General features: G+C 72.7%; 11 protein-coding genes. 7 read left to right on the top strand and 4 right to left on the bottom strand.

The features are described from left to right. The first annotated feature begins 286 nt into the window (after positions 1-286). Together E5082_RS29610 and E5082_RS29605 are read left to right on the top strand one after the other, a co-directional pair. Entirely contained in the window at positions 287-3010 is a 2724-nt protein-coding gene (locus E5082_RS29610) for a glycoside hydrolase family 2 protein (RefSeq protein ID WP_135794389.1), read from the top strand. Positions 3011-3153: 143 nt separating this feature from the next. Beyond that, entirely contained in the window at positions 3154-3420 is a 267-nt protein-coding gene (locus E5082_RS29605; protein ID WP_135794326.1) for a GlsB/YeaQ/YmgE family stress response membrane protein, read from the top strand. A 9-nt stretch (positions 3421-3429) separates the two neighbouring features. Here E5082_RS29605 and E5082_RS29600 read toward each other — a convergent pair whose 3' ends face one another. The 3 genes from E5082_RS29600 to E5082_RS29590 form a co-directional block, all read right to left on the bottom strand. Then, a complete protein-coding gene (locus E5082_RS29600; protein ID WP_135794325.1) occupies positions 3430-4206 on the bottom strand; it encodes a GNAT family N-acetyltransferase in 777 nt (258 codons plus the stop codon). Positions 4207-4268: 62 nt separating this feature from the next. Then, positions 4269-5123, bottom strand: coding sequence for a GNAT family N-acetyltransferase (locus E5082_RS29595; RefSeq protein ID WP_135794324.1), 855 nt, complete (start codon positions 5121-5123; stop codon positions 4269-4271). A gap of 172 nt (positions 5124-5295) precedes the next feature. After that, positions 5296-6060, bottom strand: a complete 765-nt coding sequence (locus E5082_RS29590) for a chaplin (RefSeq protein WP_135794323.1) — start codon at positions 6058-6060, stop codon at positions 5296-5298. Between the two features lie 333 nt (positions 6061-6393). Between E5082_RS29590 and E5082_RS29585 the strand changes: the two genes are divergently transcribed. The 3 genes from E5082_RS29585 to E5082_RS29575 all read left to right on the top strand — a co-directional run bounded on the left by E5082_RS29585 (position 6394) and on the right by E5082_RS29575 (position 10015). Continuing rightward, positions 6394-8061: an alpha/beta hydrolase gene (locus tag E5082_RS29585; RefSeq protein ID WP_135794322.1), complete on the top strand. Its 1668-nt coding sequence runs from the start codon at positions 6394-6396 to the stop codon at positions 8059-8061. 110 nt (positions 8062-8171) lie between these two features. Continuing rightward, the gene (locus tag E5082_RS29580) at positions 8172-8696 is read left to right on the top strand and encodes a DUF4232 domain-containing protein (protein ID WP_135794321.1); all 525 of its coding nucleotides are present in this window, start codon (positions 8172-8174) and stop codon (positions 8694-8696) included. Positions 8697-8965: 269 nt separating this feature from the next. Further along, the gene (locus E5082_RS29575) at positions 8966-10015 is read left to right on the top strand and encodes a SpoIIE family protein phosphatase (protein ID WP_229919041.1); all 1050 of its coding nucleotides are present in this window, start codon (positions 8966-8968) and stop codon (positions 10013-10015) included. Between the two features lie 12 nt (positions 10016-10027). Here the strand turns inward: E5082_RS29575 and E5082_RS29570 are convergent, their stop codons facing one another. Beyond that, positions 10028-11521: a DNA-binding protein NsdB gene (locus tag E5082_RS29570; RefSeq protein ID WP_135794319.1), complete on the bottom strand. Its 1494-nt coding sequence runs from the start codon at positions 11519-11521 to the stop codon at positions 10028-10030. Between the two features lie 261 nt (positions 11522-11782). On the opposite strand from E5082_RS29570, the gene E5082_RS29565 reads away from it, so the two are divergent. Together E5082_RS29565 and E5082_RS29560 are read left to right on the top strand one after the other, a co-directional pair. Continuing rightward, positions 11783-12919 carry an aminoglycoside phosphotransferase family protein gene (locus E5082_RS29565; protein ID WP_135794318.1) on the top strand — a complete coding sequence of 379 codons (1137 nt, stop codon included), beginning with the start codon at positions 11783-11785 and terminating at the stop codon, positions 12917-12919. 270 nt (positions 12920-13189) lie between these two features. Continuing rightward, a complete protein-coding gene (locus E5082_RS29560) occupies positions 13190-15157 on the top strand; it encodes an N-acetylmuramoyl-L-alanine amidase (protein WP_135794317.1) in 1968 nt (655 codons plus the stop codon). The last annotated feature ends 13 nt before the right edge of the window (positions 15158-15170 follow it).

Here is a 15170-nt window from a genome sequence, read left to right as displayed (position 1 = left end):
CCTACCCATACGGGAATAAAAGGCGCAGAATAGCCAGATACGCGATACGCGGCACTCCACCGCAGGCCCACCGGACGCGGTCGAGTCCGCTCGGTTCGACGGAAGGAGGACCGTACGCAGACTCCCACCGACAACGAAGGACGCGAGGCCGGTCCGCCGGAGCGGACCGGCCTCCTCGTGCGCGCGGGCGGCGCGTCCTGGCCGGAGGTCTTTGACAGGGTTCGCGGCACTTTCTAGCTTGAGCCGGGCCATAGCGTTCCTTGACCTCACGAGGCTGGAGACCGCCCTGTCCGCTCGCCCCGCCCCCGGCCGCCGCCTCGCCACGGCCGCCGCGTTCCTCGGCCTGATCGGCACCCTCACCGGCACCGCCCGGGCGGACCCGAAGGCCCACGCGCCGGCACCGCTTCCGGCCCCCGGAGCGACCCGCGTCCCGGACACAGCGGTCTCGGTCAGTCCGCTGGCCTCCTTCGCCCTGCAGTCCACGGCGAAGGTGAGCGACTCGGCGGCCACCGTCTCCTCCCCCGGCTACCCGGCGCGCGGCTGGCACCACGCGGGCCCCCGCTCCACGGTCCTCGCCGCCCTGCTGGCCGAGGGCCGCTACCCGGACCCGTTCCGCTCGACCAACCTGAGCAAGATTCCGAAGGCCGACTTCAAGGTGCCCTGGTGGTACCGCTCCGACTTCACTGTGGACGACACCTCCCGGCGCACCCGGCTCGACTTCAGCGGAGTCGTCCCGGCCGCCGAGGTGTACGTCAACGGCCACCGGGTGGCGACGGACGCGCAGGTCAAGGGCGCGTACACGCGACACGAGCTGGACATCACCCAGCTGGTGCGGCCCGGCCGGAACACGGTCGCCTTCCGGGTCCGGCCCAACGATCCCGACCGGGACCTCAGCATGGGCTGGCTCGACTGGCTCCAGCCGCCCCCGGACCAGAACATGGGGCTGGTCCGGGACGTCCTGGTCCGGCGGGGTGGCCCGGTCGCGCTGGGCGACGCCCATGTGGTGACCGATCTGGCCGTGCCGTCGCTGGCGACCGCCGACCTGACCGTGAGGGCACGGGTGCGCAACGACACCGGCCGCGCGGTCACCGCCCTGGTCACCGGCAGCGTCGCCGGGACCACGCTCGCCCGCCGGGTCCCGCTCGCCCCACACGAGTCGCGCAGCATCGCCTTCTCCCCCGCCGACGTCCCCGGCCTGCGCCTGCGGTCCCCGCGCGTATGGTGGCCCGCGGGAATGGGCGGCCAGCCGCTGTACGACCTCAGGCTCACCGCCTCCGTCGCCGGTGCCGTCTCCGACAGCGCGCACGAGACCTTCGGCATCCGTGACGTCCGGGCGCCCCTGAACAAGGACGGCGCCCGCCAGTACCGGATCAACGGGCGCCCGCTGCTGATCCGGGGCGGCGGCTGGTCGCCGGACCAGTTCCTGCGCTGGGACCGGCGCTATGTGGAGGACCGGCTGCGGTACGTCCTCGACCTCGGGCTGAACACGGTCCGGCTGGAAGGGCACATCGAGCCGGACGAGTTCTTCGACCTGGCCGACCGGCTCGGTGTGCTCACGCTGCCGGGCTGGGAGTGCTGCGACAAGTGGGAGGGCCAGGTCAACGAGGACGGCTCCGGGGAGAAGTGGGACGCGGACGACCACGCGGTGGCGAAGGCGTCCATGGCCGCCGAGGCGGCGCGGCTGCGCGCCCACCCGAGTGTCATCTCCTTCCTGATCGGCAGTGACGCGGCACCGAACGCCACGATCGAGAAGAACTACCTGGACGCGCTGACAGCGGCCGACTGGCCCACCCCCGTCGTCCCGGCCGCCTCCGACGAGGCTTCGCCGGAACTGGGCCGTTCGGGCATGAAGATGAGCGGCCCCTACGACTGGGTACCGCCCGCCTACTGGTACGCCAAGCGCGAGGGCGGCGCCACCGGCTTCAACTCCGAGACCAGCGCGGGCCCCAGCATCCCCACCCTGGACACCCTGCGCCGGATGATGACCCCCGCCGAGTTGGACACCCTGTGGAAGACCCCGGCGGCCAAGCAGTACCACCGCTCCCCGTCGGCGATCTTCTCCACCCTCAAGCTCTACAACGACGCCCTCACCGCCCGCTACGGCGCCCCGGCCGGCCTCACCGACTACGTGCGCAAGGCGCAGATCGCCCAGTACGAGAACGTCCGCGCCGAGTTCGAGGCGTACCGCCGCAACGCGCACGACGCCGGCAAGCCGGCCACCGGGATCGTCCACTGGATGCTCAACAGCGGCTGGACCTCGCTGCACTGGCAGCTCATGGACCGCTATCTCGACCAGAACGGCGCCTACTTCGGTGCCAAGAAAGCGGGCGAGCCACTGCACGTCCAGTACTCCTACGACGACCGCTCGGTGGTCGTCGTCAACGACCACCACTCCCCCGCCGCCGGCCTCACCGCGCGGGCCACCCTCTTCGACCCGGACGGCACCCCGCGCTACGACCGCACCCTGACCGGGCTGCGCGTCCCCGGCGACGGTGCGCACGGCACCGCGTTCACGCTGCCCGAGAGGGTCGGCGGCACCTCCCGGACCCACCTGCTGCGCCTGGTGCTCACCGGCCCCGACGGCCGGGAGGTGAGCCGGAACGTGTACTGGCTCTCCACCCTCCCCGACACCCTCGACTGGGCGCACACCGACTGGTACTACACCCCGACGACCGCCTACGCCGACCTCAGGGGCCTCTCCGCCATGGCACGGGTGCCGGTGTCGGCCACCGCCACCACCCGCTCCTCGGGCGCGCTGTCCATCACGAAGGTGACCCTGCGCCGCACCGGCGGCGGCCGGACGCCCGCCCTGCTGACGGACGTCCATCTGGTCGACACCAAGGGCCGGCCGGTGCTGCCGGTGCGCTGGTCGGACAACCAGGTCGGGCTCTGGCCGGGCGAGTCGGTGACGCTCACCGCCTCCTACCGCACGGCGGACCTGTGCGGCTCGGCACCACGGGTACGGGTCTCCGGGTGGAACACCCCGGAACGGACGGTCCCCGCCTCCTGACATCCCGCCTCCAGCCGCGTCGACAGCCGCCGCCACGGGCACTCTCCAGGTGCGGGTGCGCCGGGGCGGCGCCGGAGTGGAGTGACCCCATCGGCAGCGGGCACACGGCACAGCAGCAAGGGCCGAGACCACTAGGGGTGGACATGGAGATTTCAGGACTCATCAGCGCCGTCATCATCGGCATCGTGATCGGTGTGCTCGGACGGCTGGTCGTGCCGGGACGCCAGCACATCGGCGTGATCGTCACCATCCTCGTCGGCATCGTGGCCGCACTCCTGGGAACGGCCATCGCGGCGGCCCTGGGTGTCGCGAACACCGACGGGCCGGACTGGATCGAGTGGCTGATCCAGATCGCGCTGGCCGCGGTCGGCATCGCCGCGCTGGACCGGACAGTGGGCCGCCGCCGCTGACCCCCAGGGTCACCTCTCGTACAGATACGGCGTCGTGGTGGTCAGGGCATGCAGCCCGAGGCGCTCCAGGACGGGACGGCTCATGGCGGAGGCGTCCACCTGGACATGACGGCAGCCGTGGGCGGCGGCGACGCGGGTGCGATGGGCGACCAGGGCGCGGTACAGGCCCCGGCCCCGCCACTCCGCGACGGTGCCGCCGCCCCAGAGTCCGGCGAAGTCTCCGCCCGGCACCAGCTCCAGCCGGGCGGAGGCCACCGGCTCGTCCGCGGCCAGCGCGACGACGGCGAGGACCGTACCGGGGTCGGCCGCGAGCCGGGCCAGGAGATGGTCGCGCAGGGCGGTGCCGTCGGTGCCGAACACCCTCTCGTGCACCGTCACCACGAGGTCGACGCCGGCCGCGTCGGCGGCCCGGACCAGGCGGACGCCGTCCGGGAGCCGTTCCTCCAGGGTGAGGTCCGCGATCGCGCCGACCATCAAAGTCTCGGGGTCCTCGGCCCGGAACCCCGCCGCGATCAGACGCTCGCCCAGATCCTCCGGCCCGTCGTGGCCGTAGAGCTTCCATTCGAAGTCCCGGCCCAGGTCCGTGAAGTACGCGATCTGCTCCGCGATCGCGCGATCGGCTCCGGCCGCGTCGAGGCCGGACCAGACGACGCCGTTCCAGCCCCGCTCGCCCGCGACCTGGCGCACCACGGCGCCCGCCCGCTCGATCCGGGCGCCGGGCGCGTCGGGGCGGGCGTTCTGCCGCATCTCGAGGTCGTAGCGGGCGAGTACCGCGGCGTGATCCATGCGGTCACTCCAGCATCCGGGCCGGGACCGGGCAACGGAATTACCCCGAACCAGCTCCGCGGTCAGCCGAGTTCGAGCGTGGTGATGCCGAAAACCCGCTCGGCGGCGTGCTCGCGGACCGGGCCGGTGTACATGCGGGCGGTCTCGAAGGAAGGGGTGAGCCCCGCCGCGAGGGCCATCTCGACGCCCGCCTTGTTCGGCTCGGGTACGTCGATGGCGATCTGCCGTCCGGTGTGGTCGGCGGTGAGGGCGGCGAACAGGGCGCGCGCGTCCTCGGGGGTGTCGGCGAAGAGGGGGCCGATGCGCAGGCTGTCCGCGCCGGGGCGGATCACGCCGTAGCCGGTGAGGTGCTCGCCGTCATGGCGTACGTAGGTGTGGTGGCCGGGGGCGGTGAGCCACTCGGCGAGGAAGCGGGGGCGGTCGGCCGGGGTGCACTCGCTGTCGTAGCGGGTGATGGCGTCGAGGTCGCCGGGCTGGGCGTGGCGGACTCCGGTGGGCGGCTCGGCCGCCGGGGCGGCGCCGGTGTAGCGGGCGGTGCGGTGGGCGAGTTCGAAGCCGGAGCGGCGGTAGTTGCCCTGCTGGTCGACGACGCCGTCCAGGCCGACGGTGCGCTCGCCCGCGTGGGCGAGCGCGGTCTTCCAGGTGGTGAGGCCATAACCGTGGCCGCGCAGGTCGGGGCGGACGAGGTAGCAGCCGAGGAAGGCGTACTCCGTGCCGTAGTTGACGACGGAGATCGCGGACACCGGGTCGCCGTCGATACGGCCCAGGAAGAAGCCCTCGGGGTCCTGGGCGAAGAAGGCGGGGCCGTCGGAGAGTCCCGGATTCCAGCCTTCGGCCGCCGCCCAGCCGCTGATCACCGGCCAGTCGTCCAGGGTGGCCTGGGTGACGGTGAACTCCTGGGGGGCCGGTGACGTCATCGCTGCGCTCCGTTTCCGGGGTGTCGGGGGGGGTCGCTCGCGCCGCATCCTTCCCGATCGGGCGGCCCCGCGTCACGCCGGGACCGCGCGGGGCGCGTCCGTACCGGGCGCAGGCACTACAAAGGCCCCACCGAGTGGTGCTGGGTCGGTGGGGCCGTGCGGTGGAGCGGGATCAGACCATGCTGCCCGGGCGGTGACGCCGGTACAGGGCCGCGCCCGCCACCAGGAAGGCCGCGCTGCCGGCCAGCGCCGGGGCGGCGAAGTCCGCTCCGGTGTGCGCCAGGCTGGGCGGCGTCTCGTGGGTGGGCGGCACCACGGTCTTCGGCGGCGCCGGAGGCCGGTGGTTCGGCGGCGCCGGAGGCTGGTACTTCGGCGGCGCCGGAGGCTGGTGCTTCGGCGGGGCGGGGGGCTGGTGCTTGGGCGGCGCCATGGGCGGCGCGGTCGGCGCCTCGGAGTGGTTCCCGCAGTGGTTGCCGAAGGCCGGGTTGAGGGCGCCGACGACGTCCACGCTGTTGCCGCAGGCGTTCACCGGGATGTCGACCGGCACTTGGATGTCGTTGCCGGAGAGCACGCCGGGCGAGCCCTGGGTGACGCTGTGCGCCGTGGCGCCGCCACCCCCCACGTTGCCGGTCTGGCTGCCACCGGTACTGCTGCCCCCGGCGTTGCTGCCGGAACCGCCGTTGCTCACCGCGCCGCCGCTGTCGGAGCCGGTGTTCGCGCAGGAGTTGCCGAAGGCCGGGTTGAGGAGCCCGACCACGTCGACGCTGTTGCCGCACGCGTTCAGCGGGACGCTGACCGGGGCCTGGACGGTGTTGCCGGAGAGCACACCGGGCGAGCCGACAGCGGCGCCGTCGGCGGTGGCACCACCAGCCGCGAAAGCGGCGGAGACGGGCATGGCCATGGCCATCGCACCGGAGGCGGCGGCGACGCCGATCACACCGTTTCGGGTAGCCCGTTTCATAGGTTCCCTGCCTTCCAGAAGTCGTAGCGGGCAGTCACCCGCACCACATAGAACGCGTACGGACCGCTCGGGTTATGGCCTGTGCGGCTTTCACCCGTTCGGGGGGCACGATCGTTCGAAACACACGTCAAGCCGTTGTCGCGTCGGCCACGCGGATAGGTGGACCGTTCACCCGGCCGGAGGAGGCGGCACCGGCGGCGCCGGACCGGAGGTGACGCCCGGACGGCCGGGAGGCGACCGGTGCGGGACCCGCTTATGGTGAGGACGGTGCCCCCCTGTTCAGGGCGGCGGCGCCCTGGGAGGCGAGCGATGCCGGCCAAGGTGAAGCAGCAGTCCAGACGGTCCGCGGTACGGCGCGGCGCGGGTACGGGTGTGCTCGCCCTGGCGCTGGTCGGCGCGAGCCTGCCGGCGGCGTTGGCCGCCGAGTCCCGGTCCGAACAGGCCGACCGGCCGGGCATGGCCCGCTTCTACGAACAGAAGGTCGCCTGGGGCCGCTGCGCGGGCCCGGACATGCCGAGGGATCTCCAGTGCGGCAAGGTGACCGTCCCACTGGACTACGCGCACCCCAAGGCGGGCACGCTCGATCTGGCGCTGGCCCGCTACCGCACGACCGGCTCCGGGCACCGCGCGGTGCTCCTGAACTTCGGCGGACCCGGCGCCTCGGGCGTGAACCAGCTCGCGGCCGGAGGCAAGGAGTTCATGGACCTCACCAACGGCTCCGACGTGGTCTCCTTCGACCCGCGCGGGGTCGGCCGGTCCTCCCCCGTGAGCTGCGGCGTCGGCGAGGAACCCCCGTCGGACTCGTCGGACTCCTCCGGTTCGGACGCCGGTGTCGACGCCGGCAGTCCGCAGCGGCTCATGACTTTGCTCCGACAGGCCGCGGAACTGTGCACCAAGCACTCCGGGCCGGTGCTGGGGCACATAGGCACCGTGGACGCGGCCCGCGACATGGACGTCATCCGCCAGGCCCTCGGCCAGAAGAAGCTGGACTACCTGGGCTTCTCCTACGGCACCCGGCTCGGCGCGGTGTACGCGGCGCAGTTCCCGCACAAGGCCGGCAGGATGGTCCTGGACGGGGTCGACACGCTGACCGAACCGCTGTCCGAGCAAGGGGTGGCGGGCGCCCAGGGCCAGCAGACGGCGCTGGAGGGTTTCCTGGACTGGTGCGTGACGGACGTGGGCTGTCCGTTCGGCCAGGACCGGCGGGTGGCGGACGACCAGGTCGTCCAGCTCGTGCGCTCGCTGGACGCCAACCCCGTACCGACCGACTTCGGCGGCACCTTCTCCGGGCAGGATCTGGTGGGCGCCATCGGGCAGGGCCTGTACAGCAAGGAGCTGTGGCCGTCGCTGGAGCGGGCGCTCGCCTCGCTGGTGGAGGACGGGGACGCGCGCCGGGTGCTCAGCTTCGCCTCGGGCGGCTTCGGGCTGCCGATGCGGGCGAACGGGGCCGGGGCCGGGGCCGGGAAGAACCACGGCGGGCTGACCGATCCGGGGCAGGTGCCGATCGACAACCTGACGGCCGCGCTGATGGCGGTCAACTGCGCGGACGACCCGGACCGGCCGACCGCCGCCCGCCTCACCAAGGACCTCACCGACCTGCGCGCCTCCTACGACGCCGCGTCCCCGGTGTTCGGCCGCTACCGGCTCACCCAGTTGCTGATGTGCTACGGCCGCCCGAAGGGCACCGACTACATCAGGGACTCGGTGAAGGACGTGCCGTCCTCGCGGATGCTGCTGGTCGGCACGCGCGGCGACCCGGCGACGCCGTACCGCTGGGCCGAGGAGACGGCACGGCGGCTGGGGTCCTCGGCGGTGGTGCTCGACAACAAGGGCGACGGGCACACCGGCTACGCCTCGTCCAAGTGCGTGCACCGCAAGGTCGACGACTTCCTGATGTACGGCACGCTGCCGCCCGACCGCAGCTCGTGCCCGGCCGACGGGAAGGCGTGGAGCTCGACCTTGTCGACGGGCCAGTGAGTCCTGAACGCAGCGTGACGCCGCAACTGTGAGGTCATGTCCGGCGTCACACTGGGTAGGCGCGGCCCCAGCCCGCCGACCGGACCCGATCGTGACAGGGGGACCCCTTCATGCGTATCCGTACCGTCCACACCGCGCCCGTCCTCGCCGCCTCCGCCGCGCTGCTGCTGGCCGCCGCGCCCGGCCAGGCGGCCCCGCAGCACCAGGCCGCGCCCGCCCGGTGTGCCGCGAAGGCGCTCGACATCCACGCCAAGGCGGTGAAGGGGAGGACGACCGTCGTCCGCTTCTCGGTGACCAACTCCGGCTCGCGCGCGTGTCTCGTGGACCGGGTTCCGACGATCACCTTCGGTGAGCTGGACGGCGCCGCACTGCCGACGCCCGAGGGCGGCCGGGGCACCTACCGGCTGGACGCCGGCAGGACGGCCTATGGGGCGGTGCGCACCATCGGCGACCCCGCCGACCCGGAGGCGCGGCGCTCCCCCTGGATCGGGGTGTCGGCCTCGGCGTCCCGGTACGGCCGGGACTTCTCGGCCGCGCGCCTCGGCACCGGCCGGGAGGTCCGTGTCTGGGAGCCGGTGACGACGTGGTGGCAGCCGACCCGTGCGAAGGCCGACAAGGCGATCGGACTCGGCTGACGCACAGGAACAGGTGAGCGGCGAACGCATGGCCGAGCACCGCGCCGGAGTCCACACCTATGGGACAAGTCCCGTACGCGGACTACGACTTGACCGGCGCGGCGCTTAGCCTCCGGGACCGCACGAACCACTCCTCGAAGACTCTGGCATATGCCAGAAGCACCCCCGTATCGTGTGTTGCCAAATCCCTTACGGGGCATCGCGGGCTGTGCCACAGTCGTAGCGCTCCCTCCGTTCCCCCTGGCCCTACCGTCCCCTCGGAGTGCGTCATGCCGCCCTCGGTCTCCGCGGACCGCCCGCCCGCCGGGCATCCCGAGGGCGTGCCGTCCGGCCGGGTCGGCCGGGCGGAGTGGGGTTTGCTCACCGACGAAGCCGACTGGTCGGTGGAGCTGTACCGCATCCTGGGCCTGGACCCGTCCGCGCCCGCGCTCACCCTGGACGAACTCCCGGCGCTGGTTCACGAGGAGGACCGGCCACGCCTCACCGCGATGGTGACGGGCTGCCTGGTGGACGCCCGGCCGATCGACGGCGAGTTCCGCGTGCGGCGGCCCGACGACTCGGTACGGACCGTGCACATGAGGGGTGAGCCGGTGCTGGGCACGGACGGCGACGCCGTCTCCATGTGGGCCCTGATCCGGGACGTGAGCGAACTCCAGCTGCAGGCGCGGCCGTCGGGCACGGCCCCGGAACCGCCCCCCGCTCGCCGGCCTCCGCTTCAGGGGCCGCCGACACTCGACCTCGCGGTACACCACACGGCCGGCGCACCGCCCGTCCCAGCGGCGGCCGACTGGTGCGATGTGCTGGAACTACCGGGCGGAGCACTCCTGTTGAGCGTCGGTGACCTCACCGGCCCGGACCCCGCCACCCTGCTCGGCGCCGTGCACGGCCTGGCTCTGGCGGCCATCCCACCTGCTCAACTGCTCGCGATACTGAACCAGTTGAAAACCACCACCTTCTTGCGCGGTGCGGTCTGCTGCCGTTACGAGCCGCAGAACCGTAACTTCACCTGGGCCCGGTCGGGGCGCCCCGTCCCGCTGTTGTTCCGCGACGGGACGGGGCGCCGGCTCACCGCACCGGACGACCCGCCACCGGGTGCGGACTCCCCCTACGGGCAGGCCGAACTGGCCCTGCGACCGGGCGACTTACTCATGCTGCACACCGAGCGGCTGAGCGAGCCGGACGTGGCACGCCTGCTCGGTCTCGGCCCACGGCTGAGTACGGCCCCTACCGCGCGGGAGTGCGTGCGGTTGCTGGCCGGGGAGCTGGGCGCGGGGCGGCACGGCGACGCCTGTGTGCTCGTCGCCAGGGTCTCCGGGTAGCGCGGACCTCTGTTACGCCGGTGCCGCGCCTGTGTTGCGGCTCCGGGGCTTGGGCAGGGCCTCCCTGATCTCCTCGCGCAGTTCACCGACCTTCGGGTAGCTCGCGTACTCGGCGGTGAGCCGGTACATCTCGCGCAGCCGGTCCCAGGTGCGACGGGAGGAGTTGGCTCCCATCGCCATCAGCGCCAACCGGGCGTACCGGTCCGCCTGTTCGGGGTCGTCCGCGATGAAGCAGGCCGAGGCCATGGAGAGATGGTCGAAGATCTTCGACCGCTCCCGCCCGTCGGTCCTGAGGGCCAGCGCCTTCTGGGCGTAGTGCTGGGCGTGCACGGCCGCGCTCGGGTCGTGCTCGGCGAGCGTGCGGTAGGCAAGGGCCTGCATGCCGTACAGATCCTCGTCCTTGAAGGTCTGCATCCAGTCCGGCTGCCGGGTGTCCTGGCGGTCGGAGACGAACAGGTCCTCGGCCTGGCCGAGGGTGCGGCGCATCGCCTGCCCCCGGCCCATCGCGGCCTGCGCCCACGCCTCGATGGTGTGGAACATGGCCTTGGTTCTGGGCTGCAGCTCCTCCCCCGAGCCGGACTGGGCCAGCTTCATCAGGTCCATGGCGTCGTCCGGGCGGCCCAGATGAACCATCTGGCGGGCCGCCCGCGACAGCGCCTCCCCGGCGCGGGGCCGGTCGCCGCCCTCGTGCGCGGCGTGCGTGGCGATGACGAAGTACTTCTGCGCCGTGGGCTCCAGACCCACGTCGTGGGACATCCAGCCCGCCAGGACCGCGAGGTTGGCGGCGACGCCCCACAGGCGCCGCTGGAGCTGGGGTGGATGGTGGTAGGCGAGCATGCCGCCCACTTCGTTGAGCTGGCCCACGACCGCCTTGCGCTGGAGGCCGCCACCACGGGCGGCGTCCCAGGCCCGGAACACCTTGACCGAACCCTCCAGTTCCTCGACCTCCTGGGACCCGATGGGCGCGGCCTCGTAGCGGTCGAATCCGGCGGGTTCCGCGTGCAGTGGGTTGTCGAGGACGGGGGCGTCGGCCCGGAGCGTGGGGTCGGTGTGCAACCAGTCGTGCATGGCGCTGCTGAGTGTGGCTCCCGCGGCGAGCGCGGCACCCGCGCCCACCAAGCCGCGTCGGTTGAGCATGAGGTCCATTCCCGTGAATTCGGTGAGGACCGCGGCGGTTCGTTCGGGCGCCCACAGCATGCCGTCGGGATCTTCGCTCTTCCCGTCGCCCTGCCGTTTTCCCGCACGCCCGTGCCGCACCAGACCGAGGTCCTCCATGGTCACGACACGGCCGAGACGCTCGGTGAACAGAGCCGCCAGCACCCTCGGCACCGGATCGCGCGGGATCTCTCCCATGTCGATCCAACGCCGTACCCGCGAGGTGTCCGTCGACAGTTGGGGGTGGCCCATGGCCGCCGCCTGCCGGTTGACCAGTCGCGCGAGTTCGCCCTTGGACCAGCCGGCCATGCCGAACAGGTCCGCAAAGCGGGTGTTGGGTTGTCCGCTCACGTCAAGCCCCCAGGTTCTCGGCTGAGTTGACAGTAGCCCCGTGCAAGTTGCCGGGCGACTATTCGCCAGGGTTCGCCAGGGTGCGCCAGATGGTGTGCCAGTGGACGTCGGGTGTCAGGTAGGAAAGCGCCACCCCGGCCCGGTCCTCCCAGGGGCACTCCCCAGGGTGTGCCTGGGAGGACCGGGCCAGGTGGGCACGCAGCTCGTGACAAACGACGCACAGGCAGGCACAGCAGGCACACGAAGGGATCTGTATCTCCCATGTACGCAGCATCGTCCTCCGTGTCCGCCCCGCCCCGGCCACCACGTCCCCGCCCCGTGGGCGGCGGACCGTATCTGGACCCGGCGGCGCGACCCGGAGCTCCCCTCCTGGGCGTGGGCCGGGCACCACGCATTCCCGGGCAGCCCGGCTCCCAGCCGCTCAGCGGCAGGCTGGACCTGTCCGGCGCGCAGGGCGCCCAGCTCCGCACCGCCATCGCCTCGGTGCAGCGGATCTGCCCGGAGTTCGCCCCGGTGCAGGTGCTCCGCCGCAGCCCACGGTCCGTCACCTTCGTGGGGACGACCGGCCGCAGCACGGCGGTGGCCAAGTGCCTGCTCGACCACACACCTACGGCGGCGGAGCGGGTCCGGCACGAAATAGCTGCCTACCGCTCCTTCGTCCGGCACCGTCCGCCGGTGCGCGTGCCGCGGCTGATCGCGGCCGACCCGGACAACTGCACGCTGGTGATCGAGCGGATGCCCGGCCGGGTGGCCTCGCACCGCCGCCACCCGCTGGAGGTGCCCCCGCGCGCGGACATCCGGGCCGCGCTCGGCGCGATCTGCCGGCTGAACGGCTGGCGGCCCCCGGCGGGCACCTTCGGGGCACCACTGGACTACGCGGACCGCCTCGCCCGCTACCACGAGCTGGGCCTGCTCACCGACCGCGACCTGGGCGACCTCCAGAAGCTGCTGCACGGCATCGCGCACGCGGCCGGCCGCCAGGGCATGGGCCAGTTCTGCCACGGCGACGCGCTGCTCTCCAACATCCTGATGTCCCCGGCCGGCCCGGTGCTGGTCGACTGGGAGCACGCCGGCTGGTACCTGCCGGGATACGACCTGGCCACCCTCTGGCTGGTCCTCGGGGACGCCCCGGACGCGCGCCGTCAGATCAGCCAGCTCGCCCAGTCGGGCGGGCCGGCCTCCCGCGACGCCTTCCTGGTCAACCTGATGCTGGTGCTGACCCGCGAGATCCGCGCCTACGAGACCGCTGTACAGCGCTCGATGCACGGCACTCCCCCGGCCCCGGTCGCCTCGGGCGTGACCCCGTCCGGTGAGGAACAGCGCCTGCTCCTGCGGCGGCTGCACGACGACTGCCACATGGCCCGCCGGGCCGTGCGCGCGGCGGTCGGCACCCGCTAGAGCGGGCCCGGACCACCGCGGTGCGCCCGAGCGGCGGCGCATCGCGGTCCCTGATGCCGGGCCGGGCCTGTGAGACGGGGGGTCAGTGGTATACGCCACTGACGCCCCGCAGGCCCGCGCACCATCAGCGCGAAACTCGCCCGAAACCCTTTGTGACGTGGGAAATCATCTTCCCGAGGGCATCATTGACGGATCGTCGGCAAGCCGGTACCACTGACCCAGCTCGGCGCCGCCCGTCCCGCCACGCCCCGCCCGTCACAGGAGGCCGCATTGCGAGGATTCGCCCCCGACCCGTCGTCCGCACCCGGTGTCAGACGCCTGAAGCGGACCGCCGGAACGCTCGCCACGGCCGCCCTGCTGCTGCCGCTGCTCGGCGCCGCCCCGGCCGCGCCCACCGATCCCCCGGACGGCGGGCTCCAGCACGCCTTCGGCAGTGCGGCCGCCGAGTACCGCGTACCCCAGAGCGTCCTGCTGGCCGTCTCCTACCTCCAGTCCCGCTGGGACGCGCACGCCGGTGCGCCCAGCGTCAGCGGCGGCTACGGCCCGATGCACCTGACCGACGCGGGTACCGCGCTGGCCGCGAAGGAGCACCACGCGGAGGGCACGGAGGACGCCCGAGGTGACGACACGCGTCCCGCGCTGCACCCCGAAGCCGAAGCACCCGCCCCCTCGAAGCTGCCCGCCCGGCTGACCACGCTGCGCCGCGCAGCGGAGCTGACGGGCCGTCCGGCGGCCGAGCTGCGTACCGACCCGGCGGCCAACATCGCGGGCGGCGCCGCACTGCTGGCGGCCGCGCAGCGCGAGCTGGGCGAGCCCCTCAGCGCCGACCCGGCCGCCTGGTACGGCGCGGTGGCCCGCTTCTCCGCCGCCGACGACAAGGCGACGGCCGCCGCGTACGCCAACGACGTGTACGACGTGCTGCGCACCGGCGAGCAGCGCACCACCGACGCCGGCCAGCGGGTCGAGCTGAAGGCGAGCCCGCAACTCCAGCCCGACACGGCCCAGTTGGAGCGGGCCGGACTGCGTACCGCGCCCGCCGGTGACGTCGAGTGCCCGAGGTCGGTGTCCTGTGTGTCGGTCCCGGCGCCGTACGAGGAGTTCGGGGACAACGACTACGGCAACCACGACCTGGGCCTGCGCCCGGCCGCCGAGCGGGTGAAGTACATCGTCATCCATGACACCGAGGGCGGCTGGGACGGGGTGATGAACCTGATCCAGGACCCGACCTATGTCTCCTGGAACTACACCATCCGCTCGACCGACGGTCTGATCGCCCAGCATGTGAAGGCGAAGGATGTCGCCTGGCACGCCGGGAACTGGGATGTGAACGCCCGCTCCGTGGGCATCGAGCACGAGGGTTTCCTCACCGACCCGGACGCCTGGTACACGGAGGCGATGTACCGCTCCTCGGCCCGGCTGGTGAAGTACCTGTCCCGTGCGTACGGCGTGCCGCTGGACCGGCAGCACATCCTGGGCCACGAGAACGTGCCCGGCCCGACGACGTCCACGATCCCCGGCATGCACACCGATCCCGGCCCGTACTGGGACTGGCGGCACTACTTCCAGCTGCTCGGCCACCCCTTCCAGCGCACCGGCACCAGCCGTTCCGGCCTGGTGACGATCCTGCCGGACTACGCGGCCAACCAGCCGGTCTACACGGGCTGCACGACGAAGGGCGAGACGTGCCCGGCACACGGTTCCGGCGAGGTGCGGCTCTACTCCGACCACGACGTGAACGCGCCGCTGATCAAGGACATCGGCCTGGGCACCGCCCCGACCGACGGTGTCAACGACCTGTCCTCACGCGTCTCCACCGGCCAGCAGTACGTGGTCGCGGACCGCTGGGGCGACTGGACCGCGATCTGGTACCTGGGGCAGAAGGCGTGGTTCCGGAACCCGCACCGCGAGGCCACCGCGGTCCCCGCGTCCGGGGTCACGGTCACCCCGAAGGCGGGTCTGGCGAGCGTCCCGGTGTACGGCCGCGCCTACCCGGAGAAGGAGGCGTACCCGGCGGGCGTCCCGGCGCAGTCGGTGGTGCCGCTGCCGTACACGATCCCGGCCGGGCAGAAGTACGTCGTCGGTGACCGGGTGCCGGGCGAGTACTACTACGCGGTCACCTTCACCGAGGACTCGCACCGGGTGATCACCGGCAAGGACCTGTACTACGAGATCCAGTACGGCCACCGGGTCGGCTTCGTCCGCGCGGCGGACGTGGACCTGGCGGCCGCCCGCCGCTAGGCGGACCGGGACC

Origin of the sequence: Streptomyces griseoluteus (assembly GCF_004784465.1) — a bacterium.
GTDB lineage: Bacteria > Actinomycetota > Actinomycetes > Streptomycetales > Streptomycetaceae > Streptomyces > Streptomyces griseoluteus.
The sequence above is the reverse complement of the archived record's forward strand: the minus strand, read 5'-3'. Positions and strand labels throughout refer to the sequence as shown.